The sequence below is a fragment of the Vibrio panuliri genome (assembly GCF_009938205.1).
Lineage (GTDB): Bacteria > Pseudomonadota > Gammaproteobacteria > Enterobacterales > Vibrionaceae > Vibrio > Vibrio panuliri.
Genome location: NZ_AP019654.1, coordinates 996,325 through 1,011,866 on the forward strand (window position 1 = coordinate 996,325; position 15,542 = coordinate 1,011,866).

Sequence of the window (15,542 nt, forward strand, 5' to 3'; positions counted from 1 at the left end):
TTTGCTTCCCTTTGTTGTCGATAGAAAATGGCGACAGACTTACGCCATAACTTGTAAGTGGTCGTTCACTTCTTGTCTTACTGAAGCCACGTGGCTACCAAAAATAATTTGAATATTAGTGCCTTTCAGCACTACCCCCATAGGGTTCGACTCGCGAATGATCGCTTCGTTAACGAGTTCAGGATCTCGAACTTCAACGCGAAGGCGAGTGTAGCAGTTTTGCACATCGACAATATTATCTTTGCCACCAAGGCCTTTAATGATAGCCGCTGAATTGTATTGACCCGCAGCCGCATCAATCGCTTGACCTTGCTGTTTTGCTTTGTAATCCGATTTGCTGTGTAGCTTCATTTCAGCTTCGCCACGGCCTAAAGTTTTTAGATTGAGCTTAGTAATTAGCGCACGGAATACCATATAGTAGACCGCGAGTTGCACCAGACCCATTAAGATGTAAAAAGGCCAATCGGTTTTTTCCGTGCCTAGTGGTACGTTGTAAACAATAAAGTCAATTAATCCGCCTTTACCAACCGCGACAATATCGAATATCGCCAGCAGAGACATAAACAGGCCAGTCAGAATCGCATGTACCACAAACAGAATAGGGGCTACAAATAGGAACGAGAACTCAATTGGCTCTGTCACACCGACTAAGATAGACGATGCAATGGCAGGGAAGACAATCGCTTTTACTTTTTCGCGCTTATCTGCGTCAGCGCAATGATACATCGCTAGCCCCGCACCAGTAAGACCGAAGATCTTGACTAGGCTGCGCGAGTCAAAAATGATCGAGCTAGATAGACGAGTCGTTTCAGGGTCACCAATTTCAGCTAGGAAAATGTTCTCCACACCGCAGTAAGTTTGACCCGCAATAACTTGGCAACCACCTAGATCGGTAAAGTGCATCGGTACCCAAAGTAGGTGATGCAGACCTGTTGGGATTAAGATGCGTTCAAGGAAACCATAGACACCCACGCCCATAGAGCCTGCGCCACGAATATTTTCACCAAATTGGAAAATTACCTGCTGTACCGGAGGCCAAATGTGAGTGAACAGTAAACCAAGGCCAATTGTAATGGGTAGCATGATGATCAGTACCAAGCGAGATTCGCCGTACAGAGATAAGGCCCCACTCAATACTTTTTGGCTGTACTTGTTGTGAAAGTATGCATTGATGATACCAATCAGCATACCAACGAAAATGCCAGTATCGACTACCTGCAAGCCCATAATACTTGCTTGACCAGTTCCTCCCAGATCGCCATCAATGAGAAGTCCGTTGAACTTCATATAAGTGTTCATGGTGTAGAGATAGACGAAGTAGAGGATCATGGCATTAAAGCCAGCTAGGTGTTTATCTTTTTTGGCTAAACCAACAGAGATGCCAACGGCAAAAATAATATGCAGGTTAATAAGTACGCTCAATGTCGACCAGACCAGCACTTCGCCCATGCCTTTGAAGAAAGGGGCATCTAAAAATGGCAGTAACTCAACGATTCCCGGGTTCGTCACAGCCGCGCCAATTGCGATAACAAAGCCTACAAGCGGTAATACGTAAATAGGAGCCAGCATTGCCCGTGATAAATCACTGAGGTAAGTGGTGATTGCTTCCTTGTTCATGTTTTTGTCTCGATTAATTATAAATATTTTTCTAGATAACGATTTGTCACGGAACTCGGGTGACTTCGTCATTTTTAAGTAGGTTTATGCGTACTCTATTGGTTATAAAAGTCATGACAACTTTGAGGTGTAATATTTGTGATATATAACCTATCTGTTATTTAATATGTCATGCTATCTTGTATTTCATATAACCTTTACTTTGGAGTTATCAATCAAATGTTATACAAAAAGGTGTTGGAGGAACTGAAACAGAACATCAACAGTGGGGTGTACGAAGTGGGTTCTGCATTGCCAACAGAAAGGCAATTAATCGAGGCTTTTGATGTAAGTCGGATCACCATCCGCAAAGCGGTGGATGAACTGGTTAAGTTAGAGCTTGTTGAGAAGCGACGTGGTTCAGGGACTTATGTGTTGGGCAAGCAATACTCTCATGAGCTCAGAGGATTGGCTGGTACCACTGAAATCTTGGGTGGTTTGCAAAAAACGGTCCGCTATAAAGTGTTTCAGTTTAGTATGGTGACGGATCATCCGGCGATTCATAAGATGCTAGAAATTGATGAAAAAGAGCCGCTGTACTACATTCGTCGTGTAAAGTATGTCGATGATTTACCTAGAATTGTTGAAGACAGCTATATGCCTGTTTCGCTGTTTCCTGACTTGAACATCTCAACATTAGAAAAGTCGAAATTTGATTATGTTGAGCGCGTAAAGGGAATGCAGATTGAAGGTAGCCGACAAGAGTTTACCGCGGTCGAACCTGATGACGCTTTGATTGATTTATTGGCAATGGAAAAGAGCGCTCCGGTTATGAACCTTTGCTCGGTTTCGAACCTGAAAGATGGTCGTCGTTTTGATTACACCGAAGCATGGTTTCATCCAGATGCACATAAACTGGCCGTTTATCTTCCACGTTAAATTGGTATTTTTAATTAATGGTTTTTATAACCAATGCTCTAAATAAATCCGCAGGGATCACATTATCTATTTTTATTATTTGTCATGTTGGTTTGAATTAATAGGATAGGACCAATTAAGAAATTGGTTATTTAAATACATAACCAATTTTCTGGGTGGCATTGTGACGTTACACTTATCGCATCAAGCCACTTTAGAACAAAGAATTAAAAATTGCTGATATTTGCTTGAGGATGGTTATGAACAAACAACCACAAATTATTGCTATTGCTGGTGGCGGTTCTACTTACACTGCTGGGATTGTTAAAGCGCTACTGATGAAAGGCGAAGAGTTCCCTATCGCTGAAATTCGCCTATATGATATTGATGCAGAGCGTCAGGATAATGTAGTGGTGCTCGTTGATTATGTTGTTAAGACACATGCTCCACACGTAAATCTAACTGTGACCACTGAGCCGGAAGTTGCTTTCTCCCATGCAGATTTCGTTTTCGCCCAAATTCGCGTTGGTCAATACAAGATGCGTGAACAGGATGAAAAGATCCCTCTACGTCACGGCTGTGTTGGTCAAGAAACATGTGGTGCTGGTGGTTTAGCTTATGGAATGCGCACCATTTTCCCTATGGTCGAGCTAATTGACCATATGGAACGTTTCGCGAAACCTACTTGCTGGATGCTCAACTATTCCAACCCAGCAGCGATTGTTGCCGATGCGGTTAATCGTCTGCGTCCAAACTCTCGTGTACTCAATATCTGTGATATGCCAGTGGCGATTGAACGTAACCTATCCAATATTTTGGGTGTTAACCGTTACGAACTTGATGTCGAATACTTCGGCTTGAACCACTACGGTTGGTTTACTTCAGTGAAAGTTGATGGTGAAGAGAAACTGCCTGAACTACGCCAGCATATTCAAAAGTTTGGAATGCTAACTGAGCAAGAAGTTGAAAACGCCTGTCACTCGGAGCCATCTTGGATCAAGACATTCAAGAACACTAAGCCTCTTGTGCAAATGTTCCCTGAGTACTTACCAAATACCTATCTACAATACTATCTGATGGCTGATGAGATTGTTGAACAATCGAATCCAGAGCGTACTCGTGCCAACGAAGTTATGGAAGGTCGTGAGAAGAAAATGTTTGAAGCGATTGAGCAAATCAAGGCATCTGACGGTAATGTTGAAGGTAAGTTCCACGTTGGCGTGCATGGTGAGTTTATCGCTGACGTTGCTATGTCTATGGCGTACGATTTGCGTCAAAAATGGCTAGTCATTATTCCAAACAACGGTTTAATCAAAGGGCTACCGGATGATGCAATGGTAGAAGTACCAGCATTGTTAGGTCGTGATAAAGTTTACCCAATTCAAGTAGGCGAAGTGCCACACTTCTATCAAGGTATGCTTATGCAGCAATTGATGTCCGAAAAATGCTTGGTAGATGCTGCGCTGGAAGGCTCATACGAAAAAGCGTTACAAGCTTTTGCATTGAACAAAACTATTCCTTCAGCACGCGTTGCTAAGTTGATCTTAGATGAGATGATTGAAGCGAACAAAGGCTACTGGCCAGAGCTTAAATAACGGAACTGAGTATTATGAAATTCAAACAAATTAAAGACATGAATGCATCAGCAGTGGGCTTTGGCTGCTGGGCAATCGGCGGTACTTGGAACAATGTAACTGATGACGAGTCAATTCGCGCGATCAAAACCGCGATTGACACGGGTATTAACTTCTTCGATGTCGCGCCAGTTTACGGTAAAGGCCACGCTGAAACGGTACTAGGTAAAGCACTGAAAGATGAGAAGCGTGAATCAATCATCATCGCGACTAAATGCGGCCTACCATGGTCGCAAGATGAACGTAAGAAGACGCGTAAAGACCTCACAAAAGAGAGTATTTTTAAAGAGATTGATGACTCACTAACTCGTCTTCAAACCGATTATATCGACCTGTACCAAGTACATTGGCCAGACCCAAACACGCCAATTAGTGAGACAGCAGAAGCGTTAGCTGAGTTGAAAAAGCAAGGTAAGATCCGCCATGTTGGTGTGTCGAACTACTCTCTAGACATGACTCGCGAGATGATGGCGGGCGTAGAAGTCGCCACCTTCCAAGGCCTATACAACCTACTTGAGCAAAACCCAGAGCATTACCACAACATCCCGCTGCAATACCGCGCACGTGAAGAAGCTTTGCCGTTCTGTAAAGAGCATGATCTGAAGTACCTACCGTACTCGCCGTTAATGCAAGGTTTGCTAACGGGCACATTAAAGCGCAGTGGTAACTGGGACGAAAATGATGACCGTCGCAATAACCCGAAATTAAATGGTGATGCATTTGAACCATACTTCAACTGTGTTGAAGAGCTAAAAGTGCTAGCAAAAGAAGCCAACATTCCTCTTGCTCACCTTGCCATTCACTGGTTGGTTGCTCAAGAAGAAGTTGGCCCAGTGATTGCGGGGGCATACACACAAGAGCAAGTGCGAGACAACGCTGCCTTTGCTCACTCAACTTCAAGCATAGAATTACTTAAACGTGCAGAAGACATTGTAGCGAAGTGGAACCTTAAGTAAGTTCGTTTTAGTTCATCAAATAAAAAGTCCTACCGCGGTAGGACTTTTGTCTTTTCTAGGCGCTCTAAAGATTTTAGATTCGACAGTCTTTCGGTTGTTCGAACTCGCACTAAGCGGCGCTACAAACCGTTTGACATGATTGCCATGCTGCAACAAACGATTTAGCGTTTTGTCTAAGCTCTTTATCGCTGATACCGGCTTTGTAAAGAGATGCCCCCAATCCAAAGCCATTAGCTCCTAAGTCTAAGTATGGTTTCATACTCTCTTCACTAGGATTAATGCCACCAACGGGAAAGCAGAGTGAGCCCTGAGGTAAAACTGAATGCAATGCTTTAAAACCATCTAAGCCCATTTGAGATACAGGAAAGAGTTTTAAACCCGTGGCCCCAGCACTGATTGCAGCGAATGCTTCGCTGGGAGTGACAACACCTGGGAAACAAACACAGTCGTTTTGGATCGCCAAAGTCACGACATCAGCATTGAAGTTTGGCGTAACAATTAAGTTTGCCCCTGTTTCAATGACTGATTTTGCTTGCTCAGGAGTGGTTACAGTGCCTGCACCAATCAAATAACCGTCATGACCAAATTGCTCGACGAGTTTAGCAATGCTGATTAAGGCATCAGGGCTATTAAGAGGCACTTCAATCATAGTAAAACCCTCTTCAATGAGAATCTGAGCAACTCGGATCACATCGATAGGTTCAACTCCGCGAATAATTGCAATTAACGGTAGGTGTTGGTCTAAGTTAAACGTTGTTTTCACAGTTCATTACCTTTTTGATTTCCAGCATGCCGATGAGAAATACTTCATCACCATCAATTTGTTCACTACTTGCAGAGAGGTACTCACATGCCTCTACATAGCGACGACATAGAGCTTCACCGCCAACCAGATAGAGATGTTGCTCGTGAGACTGTTTTAACTCTTGTCCAATAAGTAGTCCTGATAAATAGTCATAAATATGGACTGGTTCCACGTGACTAAAGAGCCTATGGGTACGAGCAGAGAAAAGTGTACTGGTAAAATCGCTGCCGCCACTTTCCTCTAAGCCTTTAACGAAAGCCTCTGGTGAAGGAATTTGCTGAGGCAGTGCCTTTCCTAAGATTGAGTGCTTAGAGAGAACGGAGAATAACTCCCCAGTCATAAAAGTTTGAAATCTCTCAAGATAACCGTTACGCATTGTTGCGTGCTTGCTATGTGTACCTGGCAACGCTGCGCAAAACTCTTGGCGAGAGAGTTTTGTTTGCAAGCCAAAAAGCTGCACTTCCTCACCTCGCATAACATCATAACGATTTGGCTCGATTTGATAACGCACTCCCGGAACAATGTATGCCGGTGCTCCCCAAGGTAGCATTAAGTGATAAGTACCATGAGCAAGTTGTGATAATGATACTGGCGCATCGACGTAAGGGACATTGATCCAACCTTGTGCGGAGCCAACCATACCAGCCATGTATATTGGTAGGTGCTTATAATCGTTTAACCATTGTTGGAGGATCATTTGCAAAGTGGCGGCAAACTGACCGTTCTCTACTTGCAGGAGACCAAGGTTTCTCTCGATTTTTGCAACAAGTGAGCCATCTTCTGTGAGTGCAAATGCCCGAAAGTTGGTTGTTCCCCAGTCAATCACCAACCAGTCAACTTTATTGATTGTCATCTATCTACTCCCAACTCAGTTCACTTTGAAACGATTGATAATGTCTCTGTTTATCTCGACACCAATCCCGGGTTTGGTTGGGATGGTCACTTTACCATTCATCATCTTGATGCCATCACAAATGAGATCTTTGCGGAATGGATGTGAAGACTGATCAAACTCAAGCATCGGATGAGTTGGATTAAGACATAATGGTGTGCTAGGTATCGATGCAATAAACTGCAGAGAGGCAGCGATGCCGATTCCGGATCCCCATACGTGAGGAATCATCATTGTGTGTTGAGCTTGAGCCAATGCAGCAATCTTTTTACATTCGGTGATACCTCCTGACGAACAAATATCAGGCTGGATAATGTCTAACGCTCGTTGCTCAAGCCATGGTCGGTACCCCATCTTGCCAAAGATCTGCTCCCCAGCGGCAAGATAGGCCTTAGATAAACCTTTGATCTCTCTGTAACCTTGCAAGTCTTCTGGAGCAAGCAACTCTTCTAAGAAATAGAGGTCGCACTCTTCCGTCTCTTTAATTAAATAACGAGCTTCGGCAACATTGTAAGCACCATTAGCGTCTGCCATTATTTTGATGTCATTGCCTACAGCGTTTCGTATTGCCTTGATAAATGCGATATCTTCTTTAACACCAAAGCCAATTTTGAGCTTAAATGCTTCGAATCCAGCATCGACATATGTCTGAGCTTCACGAATCGCATCCTGAGGATAAATCGCGTTCGCTAGACGATAAAACCCAGTGGCATAAGGTGTCACCTCTTGGCGAAAAGCTCCGCCTATGAGACGATGAATAGGTTGGTTTACGCTCTTGCCAATAATGTCCCATAGTGCGATGTCTACACCACTAATCGCATTTACCGCGGAGCCTCCTTGTCCATAAGGGCGAGTAATGTTGTACATTTCTTCCCATAGAACTTCGACATCAAATGGATTTCTATTGATCAATATAGGTCTGAATACATTTTCAATAAACGCTGCTGCAATTTGGGGAGCTTGTAAGCCGTGACAAAGTGCTTCCCCCCAGCCAGAAATACCGTTATCTGTCACTATCTCAATTATTAGTGAGCTGCGTTTTTCAACCCAACCTTGAGAGAAATAAAATGGTTTTTCCAGAGGAACTGATATTGCGTGTGCAATAACATTGGTAATTTTCATTTAAGTAAAACCTTATAATTAAAGTTCTAGAGCTAGCAGTAATATTAATTAAGTTGTTCTGATATTTTTCTACAATAATCAGTGATGATTGGGATTAGTTCTTTCATTCTATCGTCAGACATATATTCTTTAATGCTAGTTACAGAAATAGCAGCAATGATATTTCCATATTTATTTCTAATAGGAATTGAAACACACCTAACCAAATCATCATTATCTTCTAGGTCATAGCTGAAGTTATTTTTTGAATACAGTTCCATTCGCTTCATCATGACATCAATATCGAGGTCTTTTTGGCTCAGGATCAGACGACGCCATTCTGTTTTTGGCATATCGAGCATCAATGCTTTGCCAAGTCCTGTTCCAGCAAGAGGTAACCGATCTCCAATTTGTGAGCGCATCTGTATTTGACGTTTTCCTGGAATTTTATCTAAATAGAAAACTTCATCTTCATCTTTGATTCCAAGATGAACAGTGTCTAACGTCAGTTCTGCTAGTTGATGAAGATAAGGGCGTGCAATTTCTTTTAAAGGCATATCTTGCTGAGCTCTTATCCCGAGTTGGATCATTTTAGTTCCAAGTACTAGCCCAATACCATGAACTTCTCTTATATATCGAGCTTCAATTAATCCTTGTAGAATTCGATGTACAGTCGATTTTGGTAAATCTAGATATATGCAAATATCTTTTAATTGACGATGTCCTAATGCAATAGCATCGATCACTTTAAATGCTTTCAATAAAGCTTGATTACTCATAACAAATCCCACTCGAAATAGATAATTACTATATCTATTAAATAAATGAAAAATTGTGATATTTATCAATGTTCCATTTTGTGGAATTCTTATCCCACTATGTGGAACATGAGTTTGAGAATCTAACGTAGCGCCTCAATGGCGCTACGTGTTTCGCTTAAGAGTTACCAGTTTTGTACGCTGCCATCTTCCCTTGTCGTGTGGGGAGCCTCCCAATCAGCGACACTGTAGTCTTGAAGCATTTCTTCATTCACATCTACGCCCAACCCAGGAATTTCAGGAATTTCGTAATGAGTTCCTTTCAGTTTTGGTTGAATTGGGAACAAATCAGGGTATTTGTATTCAAAAACCGTGTCTCCCAGTGGGGATATATTACTTTCAACGTGACTGAAGTTGGGAATCGCGGCAGCTAAGTGAACAGACGCCGCTGTGCATATTGGACCTAATGGGTTGTGCATCAGCAAATCAACGTAATGCGCTTCACTCCAACCTGCGATTTTCATTGCCTCAGTAAATCCGCCAACGTTACAGATATCAAGACGGTTATATTGGAAAATCCCCCTCTCCAAGTAAGGCAGGAATTGCCACTTAGACGAGAACTCCTCCCCAATAGCAAACGGAATATTAGTCAGTGTTCGCAAGCTTTCGTAGGCTTCAGGTGTTTCATCACGAATGGCTTCCTCGAGAAAGTCTATCGTGCCACTTGGGAGCTTCTGACATAAGCTGGCTGCCTCAGCAACGCTCAAGCGATGGTGGTACTCTAACCCTATCAAGATCTCGTGGCCGAGTAGTTCGCGTGCTTTGATCAATAGTGGAACGGTCTGAGCAATAGACTTTCTTGGTTCCCACTCGTTAATGCCGTGCTGCATCGCATGATCCACACCTTCACCGACGAAGCGGATACAATCCCAGCCCATATCTTTGAGTTTTTTAGCGTTGCGCAGTGTTTCTTCTTCGCTACTGCAATTAGGTACGGTAGCGAATGCTTTTACATAATTACGCTGCTTACCACCTAGTAACTGGTAGACGGGAACACCCAATGCTTTGCCTTTAATGTCATATAGTGCGATATCGATAGCTGAAATGGCAGCGGTTGTGACTCTGCCACCTTCAAAGTAGTGTGAACGATAGCACTCTTGCCAAATACGTCCGATGTTCATTGGGTCTTGCCCAATCAGAAATCTTGCAAAGTGTTGTACCATTTGTTCAACACTCTTCTCACGGCTGGAGAAACCAGATTCCCCCCAACCGTATAGCCCGGAATCAGTTTCTATTTTGACTAGCAAGAAGTCTCGGATACCAACCTGAACGACATGGGTTTTAATATTTGAAATTCTCATTACATTTACCTCTAAATAAAGCCACTTACGTGGCTTTAAATGTGCTACTTGTAGTCTTCTACGCGTTCAACTTTTCCAACTAAGAAAATGTATGACATTGCACCCAATATACTGACACTTGAGATATACAGCAGCGGCGCCATAAAGCTACCTGAGTCACCTGCAAGATAACCGATAACAACAGGAGTAATAATCGCAGCGAGGCCGCCGATGAAGTTAAACGTACCTCCCGTTAACCCAATTAGACGTTTTGGCGCAATTGATGACACCAATGACCAAGTGATAGAGGCAAGACCCGTAGCAAAAAACGCGATTGACATGAAAATTGTCACTGCCGCAGGGTGTTGGAAATATTCTGCACCAATAATGGTTGAAGTTAGCAGTAGACCGGAAATAATTGGTACTTTGCGCGAAGTCGCTAAGCTACAACCTTTTCTTAGTAGAAAATCAGAGAAGAAACCTGAAGACAGCACCCCTAGACAGCCACACAAGAAGGGTAGGGAGGCCATAAATCCAGCTTTTACGAAGCTCATACCATGATATTCAACGAGGTAGGTTGGGAACCAAGTTAAGAAGAATATCGTTGCGTTACCTAGAGCGAACTGGCCTAGGCAAATACCCAAAATTTTCTTGCGAGTAAGTACAAACAACAGGTCTTTAAAGAAGTCACCTTGCTCTTTTTGTTGCACATCACCTAAATCAGTCTCGGCGCCATTTTTCTGAATGAGTTCCAGCTCTGATTGCGAGATACCTTTGAAATCTTTAGGATCGTCATAAGCGATGTACCAAACCACTGCCCACACGATACCGACGCCACCAGTGACAAAGAAAACCGACTGCCATCCCCAGTGGGTCATAATCCAAGCAAGTACAGGAGTTAGCAGCGCTAGACCAATGAATTGGCCAGAAGTGTAGACCGCGATTGAAGAGGCACGCTCATTTTCCGGTATCCATGCAGTGACAACACGGTTGTTAATTGGATAGCTTGGAGCTTCTAACATACCAACGATAAAGCGTAGTGCAAGAATGACAAAGAAGGTACTGGCGAAGCCTAGTAAGAGCGTCGCTATGGACCAAGCACCTAAGAAAATTGCCAGTAAATATTTGGGCTTGAACTTATCAACTAAGGCGCCGCAAGGAACTTGCATCGCGGCATACGCCCATCCCCACGATGAAAATATCCATCCAAGCTCTTGAGTTGTTAAGCCGAGAGCTTTGGTCATTTCTGGTGCTGCAATTGATAAGTTAGCACGATCTAAATAGTTAATAACTACCGATATAAACAGTAGTAAAACTATGAAAAACCGCTTTTTCGTTGTTTTTTGGTTATTCATGATAGCAGTGTTGGACATATAGACCTCGTTAAAGTCGATCTTAAATATGATCAAGTGTATTGTACAGATATAACTCACCATTCAATTAACTTAGGTTAATTAAACAGGTTATGGTTTAATTGATGTTGAATTATTTATCTGTCATTATTTTTATTCAATAATGACGTTAATTTTTGTCTAGTTTTTAATTGATAGTCTTTTAATAGAAAAATATTCTTGCAAAGCATGCAGGGAACAGTCACATCCGATGCCAGATTGCTTTATACCACTATGTGGAAGTTCAATTGAATACTTAATTCCATTTACATGTATTTCTCCAAAGCTTAACTCATTAGATACGCGAGTTGCTTTTTCTTTATCTTCAGTGAATATGTAGGAAGCCAAACCGGCAAGAGTGTTGTTCGCAGTTTTAACGACGTCATTCTCATCATCAAAAGTGCTAATTGCTATAACTGGGCCAAATATTTCGTTCCTAAATATCTCCATTTTATCGCTAATATTTGTTAGTAATGTTGGCGGATAAAAAGCTCCTTCTTCATATTGATTTATATTCCCTCCACATTGTAATGTCGCACCTTTTTCTAGAGCGTCAACCACAAGGCGATGAACTCTTTCTTTGGCTGCTACATCAATTAATGCCCCCATGTTTGCATTACTTTCTCGCTCCCACCCAACCACAATGTTAGCTATGCGATTCAGCAATTTTGTAGTAAAGCAGTCGAGTACGCTTTTTTCGACAAGTACCCGGTTAGCGGAAACACAGATTTGCCCCGCATTGGTAAACTTAATGGCTGTGAGAATATCTGCTGCTGCGTCTAGGTCTGCGTCGGCGAATACTATGTATGGAGCATCCCCGCCTAGTTCCATTGAATAACGCTTGATGGATGTGGCGCTATTGCTGATGACATCAATACCTGTTTGCGTTGAACCAATTAGCGTAATTAGTGCCGGAACAGTCGATGAGGACAGGTAGTTACCCAGTTCACGATCATTTCCAGCAAGAATATGAACAGCGCCTTTAGGTAGACCAATGTCATGGCAAATTTTCCCAACCGCATAAGCGGACAATGGCGTTTTTGAAGAGGGCTTGATTATAATTGGACAGCCGGAAGCCATTGCTGGTCCTAACTTATAACCAATATTTAGTAAAGGAAAGTTCCACGCTAAATACGCAACCACTACACCTACAGGAGATTTTTTGATCTTATGGGTATAATCCGTATCTTTAATTATTTCTGGATTTAGATAATTGGTAATATTCTTTGAATAATAATCAAGACTATCAACTAGTAACTTGAAGTCTTCTTCTGTATCTTTCCATGTTTTACCAGTTTCATAATGAACACAGTTTCTTAATGTTTCTTCATTTTTAATTATTTCTTTCTTGAGTTTTTGCATCCAGTCAATGCGTTCATTTATATCTGTATTCGCCCATTCTATTTCAAATCCTTTTGCAGATAGTAGCGCCATTTCAGCTTCATTTTTAGTTGCTGAATATATTTCGCAGACATGTTTGCTTGTTGCAGGGTTAATTATCAGGTGTTTTTGGTCAGAGACTATTAGTTGACCGTCAATGTACATGTGTTGTGTATACATATTTAACCATTTTCTGTGTGCGTTTTATTTGAACGCTATTATGAAAATTGTTAGGAATTAATTATGTGATACAGATACACTTTTCAATTTTGTGGAATGCTAATCCCGTATTGTGGAATTTTGCTAGAAATTTACTTGAAAGGAATAAATTTGCTCGGTAATGCTAATAGAAAAGTAGCTCTTGCTAAGTAAGTAATGGCAAAAGGATTAAGGAATATAAGTAGTTAGCGAGCGATTGTTTTAATCGGTTGCTTGCTCAAGTTCCAGCAAGATCTCAAGCGCCTTCTCCGGTCCACCTGCGCAAATCGCATCGTCATTGTCGAAAGCGGAACAAACAGCAGGGCGTTCTGGTTGCCCAAAAATCTTGCATAAATTGCTTTCATTAAGTTGGATGCAGCGTACGCCAGCAGGTTTGCCGTTTGGCATACCGGGGATAGGTGAGGTGATCGAGGGAGCTATGCAACACGCACCACAGCCACGATTAAGCTTGATCGAGATACAAGGTGACCAGTCAGAGACTTCGATAGTAGAAATGGTCATAGCAGTACCTCAAACTAAAAAAGGGGGTCAAGAAAGATAAAGAGGAGGCGATTCTAGAGGATTGTTACCCCTGTGGCTAGTCTGGTGATAGGAAGGTTTGTAAAAGAGATAAAGCCCCGTTTGGGGCTTTAAACAAAGAGGCGGGATTACCCACGTATAAAACGGTTGTATAAAAAGAGTAGGATAAACGCCCCGAGAGTTGCGGTGACAATACTGCCGATATTAACGCCATCTGCTCCACCAAAGCCGAAAAAGCCGCCGACGAACCCGCCGACAAATGCGCCTGCGATGCCGAGTACCATCGTTGCGATCCAACCGCCACCGTCATCACCAGGCATTAGCCACTTCGCCAGTGCACCAGCGATGAGACCAAGAATTATCCATGAAATGAAACCCATCTGTACTCCTTAATCGATATGTTGCCACAACGCCTTAAGTTTAGAACAGATGCTAAAAAGTGCTTATACTCGAGCGACTTCAAGACGTAGGATTCAGGTTAGTGACTTGCTGCCTAAGGGCGAGTTTCACTAGTTCTGAACCGTGGTTAATGATTTTGGTATAGAGCCAAGGGAGCTTGGGTTTATTGCCTCGTCTACGAACCAAGTTATTTTTACTGAAGCAAGTGCCTTGAGGTTACTTGAGTATATTGATGCACTAGACTTGAACTTATCGGCGCCAAGGAGTATAAATCGCACCCTGTTTTGGAATCGAAGTATGAGTCTATGAGCGAACAATTTTGGCAAACTAAAACCTTAGAGCAGATGAGCGATCAAGAATGGGAAGCCCTTTGTGATGGCTGTGGTAAATGCTGCCTGCATAAACTCATGGATGAAGATACCGACGAAATATACTACACCAACGTGGCATGTAGTTGGTTGAATACCAAAACGTGTGCTTGTAAAGACTACGAGAATCGTTTCACTTCAGACGAAGACTGTACCAAATTGACCCGTGAAGATATCGATGATTTTCAATGGTTGCCTCATACTTGTGCATATCGCTTAATGGCGAATGGTGAACCTCTCCCTGAATGGCACCCGTTGATCACGGGGTCGAAATCTGCGATGCACAAAGCAGGTGAAAGCGTACGAAACAAAGTGGTTTACGAAATTGAAGTGGTCAATTGGGAGGACCACATATTAAATCATCCCAATCGTTAAGATTCTGAAAAGGCTTGTATCTACAAGCCTTTTTTCTTGTTCGCTATTCAGCCTGCACGCTCTCTACGTTCTATTATTCGGTGATCACAAATCATGCCGGAATGCGATTTGTTCACCTCACACCTTCCATGAGTAAGATTTTACTCGTCAGGCAAGCTTTTGCTCATATTGGGCAATAAGTTGCTTATTAAATCTGCAAGTTTTAATTAAGATGCTGAAAAATAACAATATATTTTTTGGCACAACTGTTGAAAGTAACAAGGGCGTTATTTAAACCATACAAGGAAATAGTTATGCCAACCCCATGTTATATCTCAATCGAAGGTCAGGTTCAGGGACTTATCACAGCTGGCGCATGTACAGCAGATTCAATCGGCGATTCTTACGTTGAGGGCCATGAAGATGAGATGCTGGTTCAGAAGTTCGATCACACTGTAACAGTACCGACTGATCCGCAATCTGGTCAACCAGCGGGTCAACGTGTGCACAAGCCATTCCAGTTCACTGTGTCACTGAACAAAGCTGTTCCTCTACTATACAACGCACTGGCATCAGGTGAGAAGTTAAGCTCAGTTGAGCTGAAGTGGTACCGTACTTCAATTGAAGGTAAACAAGAGAACTTCTTCACAACTAAGCTAGAGAACGCTTCGATTGTTGATATTCAATGTGAAATGCCACACTGCCAAGATCCATCAATGTCTGACTTTACGCAAAACCTAACAGTATCGCTTACTTACCGTAAGATCACTTGGGATCACGTTAATGCAGGTACATCTGGTTCTGATGACTGGCGTAAGCCAATTGAAGCGTAAGCTTTGATTGACTGACCTAAGTACTCCGGTGTTGCTATTTGATGGTAACACTGGGGTTGCAAGGAAAGCCTTAAGCAAG

15 protein-coding genes are annotated in these 15,542 nt (G+C 42.5%); 5 read left to right on the plus strand and 10 right to left on the minus strand.

What is annotated here, in order from left to right; genetic code table 11:
• Window positions 1–39: 39 nt before the first annotated feature.
• Window positions 40–1,617: a PTS transporter subunit EIIC gene (locus tag GZK95_RS04560; protein WP_075716094.1), complete on the minus strand. Its 1,578-nt coding sequence runs from the start codon at window positions 1,615–1,617 to the stop codon at window positions 40–42.
• A 219-nt stretch (window positions 1,618–1,836) separates the two neighbouring features.
• Here GZK95_RS04560 and GZK95_RS04565 point away from each other — a divergent pair, with 219 nt between their 5' ends.
• From GZK95_RS04565 to GZK95_RS04575, 3 genes are all read left to right on the plus strand, one after another.
• Window positions 1,837–2,535 carry a GntR family transcriptional regulator gene (locus GZK95_RS04565; RefSeq protein ID WP_075709084.1) on the plus strand — a complete coding sequence of 233 codons (699 nt, stop codon included), beginning with the start codon at window positions 1,837–1,839 and terminating at the stop codon, window positions 2,533–2,535.
• 239 nt (window positions 2,536–2,774) lie between these two features.
• Window positions 2,775–4,109 (plus strand): 6-phospho-alpha-glucosidase, encoded by a 1,335-nt coding sequence (locus GZK95_RS04570; protein WP_075716093.1) that lies wholly within the window; start codon window positions 2,775–2,777, stop codon window positions 4,107–4,109.
• Between the two features lie 14 nt (window positions 4,110–4,123).
• Window positions 4,124–5,104 carry an aldo/keto reductase gene (locus GZK95_RS04575; protein WP_075716092.1) on the plus strand — a complete coding sequence of 327 codons (981 nt, stop codon included), beginning with the start codon at window positions 4,124–4,126 and terminating at the stop codon, window positions 5,102–5,104.
• 109 nt (window positions 5,105–5,213) lie between these two features.
• Here GZK95_RS04575 and GZK95_RS04580 read toward each other — a convergent pair whose 3' ends face one another.
• From GZK95_RS04580 to GZK95_RS04620, 9 genes are all read right to left on the minus strand, one after another.
• On the minus strand, window positions 5,214–5,867 hold the full coding sequence (locus GZK95_RS04580) for a 2-dehydro-3-deoxy-6-phosphogalactonate aldolase (protein WP_075716091.1): 654 nt from the start codon (window positions 5,865–5,867) through the stop codon (window positions 5,214–5,216).
• Window positions 5,851–6,762, minus strand: coding sequence for a 2-dehydro-3-deoxygalactonokinase (locus GZK95_RS04585; RefSeq protein WP_075716090.1), 912 nt, complete (start codon window positions 6,760–6,762; stop codon window positions 5,851–5,853). Before GZK95_RS04585 ends, GZK95_RS04580 begins: the two co-directional genes overlap by 17 nt.
• Window positions 6,763–6,777: 15 nt before the next feature.
• Window positions 6,778–7,923: a mandelate racemase/muconate lactonizing enzyme family protein gene (locus tag GZK95_RS04590; RefSeq protein ID WP_075716089.1), complete on the minus strand. Its 1,146-nt coding sequence runs from the start codon at window positions 7,921–7,923 to the stop codon at window positions 6,778–6,780.
• Window positions 7,924–7,967: 44 nt separating this feature from the next.
• On the minus strand, window positions 7,968–8,681 hold the full coding sequence (locus GZK95_RS04595) for an IclR family transcriptional regulator (RefSeq protein WP_075709090.1): 714 nt from the start codon (window positions 8,679–8,681) through the stop codon (window positions 7,968–7,970).
• 164 nt (window positions 8,682–8,845) lie between these two features.
• Window positions 8,846–10,021, minus strand: a complete 1,176-nt coding sequence (locus tag GZK95_RS04600; protein ID WP_075709091.1) for a mandelate racemase/muconate lactonizing enzyme family protein — start codon at window positions 10,019–10,021, stop codon at window positions 8,846–8,848.
• A gap of 44 nt (window positions 10,022–10,065) precedes the next feature.
• Window positions 10,066–11,436 carry an MFS transporter gene (locus GZK95_RS04605; protein WP_408646685.1) on the minus strand — a complete coding sequence of 457 codons (1,371 nt, stop codon included), beginning with the start codon at window positions 11,434–11,436 and terminating at the stop codon, window positions 10,066–10,068.
• A gap of 96 nt (window positions 11,437–11,532) precedes the next feature.
• On the minus strand, window positions 11,533–12,951 hold the full coding sequence (locus GZK95_RS04610) for an aldehyde dehydrogenase family protein (protein ID WP_075714085.1): 1,419 nt from the start codon (window positions 12,949–12,951) through the stop codon (window positions 11,533–11,535).
• A gap of 240 nt (window positions 12,952–13,191) precedes the next feature.
• Window positions 13,192–13,443 carry a YkgJ family cysteine cluster protein gene (locus GZK95_RS04615; RefSeq protein ID WP_197740176.1) on the minus strand — a complete coding sequence of 84 codons (252 nt, stop codon included), beginning with the start codon at window positions 13,441–13,443 and terminating at the stop codon, window positions 13,192–13,194.
• 194 nt (window positions 13,444–13,637) lie between these two features.
• A complete protein-coding gene (locus tag GZK95_RS04620; RefSeq protein WP_075709095.1) occupies window positions 13,638–13,889 on the minus strand; it encodes a GlsB/YeaQ/YmgE family stress response membrane protein in 252 nt (83 codons plus the stop codon).
• Between the two features lie 324 nt (window positions 13,890–14,213).
• Here GZK95_RS04620 and GZK95_RS04625 point away from each other — a divergent pair, with 324 nt between their 5' ends.
• Window positions 14,214–14,651, plus strand: coding sequence for a YcgN family cysteine cluster protein (locus GZK95_RS04625; protein ID WP_075709097.1), 438 nt, complete (start codon window positions 14,214–14,216; stop codon window positions 14,649–14,651).
• Window positions 14,652–14,944: 293 nt separating this feature from the next.
• Window positions 14,945–15,463, plus strand: coding sequence for an Hcp family type VI secretion system effector (locus GZK95_RS04630; protein ID WP_075709098.1), 519 nt, complete (start codon window positions 14,945–14,947; stop codon window positions 15,461–15,463).
• Window positions 15,464–15,542: the final 79 nt, after the last annotated feature.

What these genes read in the sequence shown, in the direction of transcription:
- GZK95_RS04600 (WP_075709091.1), bottom strand. Translation starts at nt 10,021, where the DNA reads ATGAGAATTTCAAATATTAAAACCCATGTCGTTCAGGTTGGTATCCGA.
- GZK95_RS04575 (WP_075716092.1), top strand. Translation starts at nt 4,124, where the DNA reads ATGAAATTCAAACAAATTAAAGACATGAATGCATCAGCAGTGGGCTTT.
- GZK95_RS04590 (WP_075716089.1), bottom strand. Translation starts at nt 7,923, where the DNA reads ATGAAAATTACCAATGTTATTGCACACGCAATATCAGTTCCTCTGGAA.
- GZK95_RS04610 (WP_075714085.1), bottom strand. Translation starts at nt 12,951, where the DNA reads ATGTATACACAACACATGTACATTGACGGTCAACTAATAGTCTCTGAC.
- GZK95_RS04570 (WP_075716093.1), top strand. Translation starts at nt 2,775, where the DNA reads ATGAACAAACAACCACAAATTATTGCTATTGCTGGTGGCGGTTCTACT.
- GZK95_RS04585 (WP_075716090.1), bottom strand. Translation starts at nt 6,762, where the DNA reads ATGACAATCAATAAAGTTGACTGGTTGGTGATTGACTGGGGAACAACC.
- GZK95_RS04630 (WP_075709098.1), top strand. Translation starts at nt 14,945, where the DNA reads ATGCCAACCCCATGTTATATCTCAATCGAAGGTCAGGTTCAGGGACTT.
- GZK95_RS04595 (WP_075709090.1), bottom strand. Translation starts at nt 8,681, where the DNA reads ATGAGTAATCAAGCTTTATTGAAAGCATTTAAAGTGATCGATGCTATT.
- GZK95_RS04565 (WP_075709084.1), top strand. Translation starts at nt 1,837, where the DNA reads ATGTTATACAAAAAGGTGTTGGAGGAACTGAAACAGAACATCAACAGT.
- GZK95_RS04560 (WP_075716094.1), bottom strand. Translation starts at nt 1,617, where the DNA reads ATGAACAAGGAAGCAATCACCACTTACCTCAGTGATTTATCACGGGCA.
- GZK95_RS04625 (WP_075709097.1), top strand. Translation starts at nt 14,214, where the DNA reads ATGAGCGAACAATTTTGGCAAACTAAAACCTTAGAGCAGATGAGCGAT.
- GZK95_RS04605 (WP_408646685.1), bottom strand. Translation starts at nt 11,436, where the DNA reads ATGGTGAGTTATATCTGTACAATACACTTGATCATATTTAAGATCGAC.
- GZK95_RS04620 (WP_075709095.1), bottom strand. Translation starts at nt 13,889, where the DNA reads ATGGGTTTCATTTCATGGATAATTCTTGGTCTCATCGCTGGTGCACTG.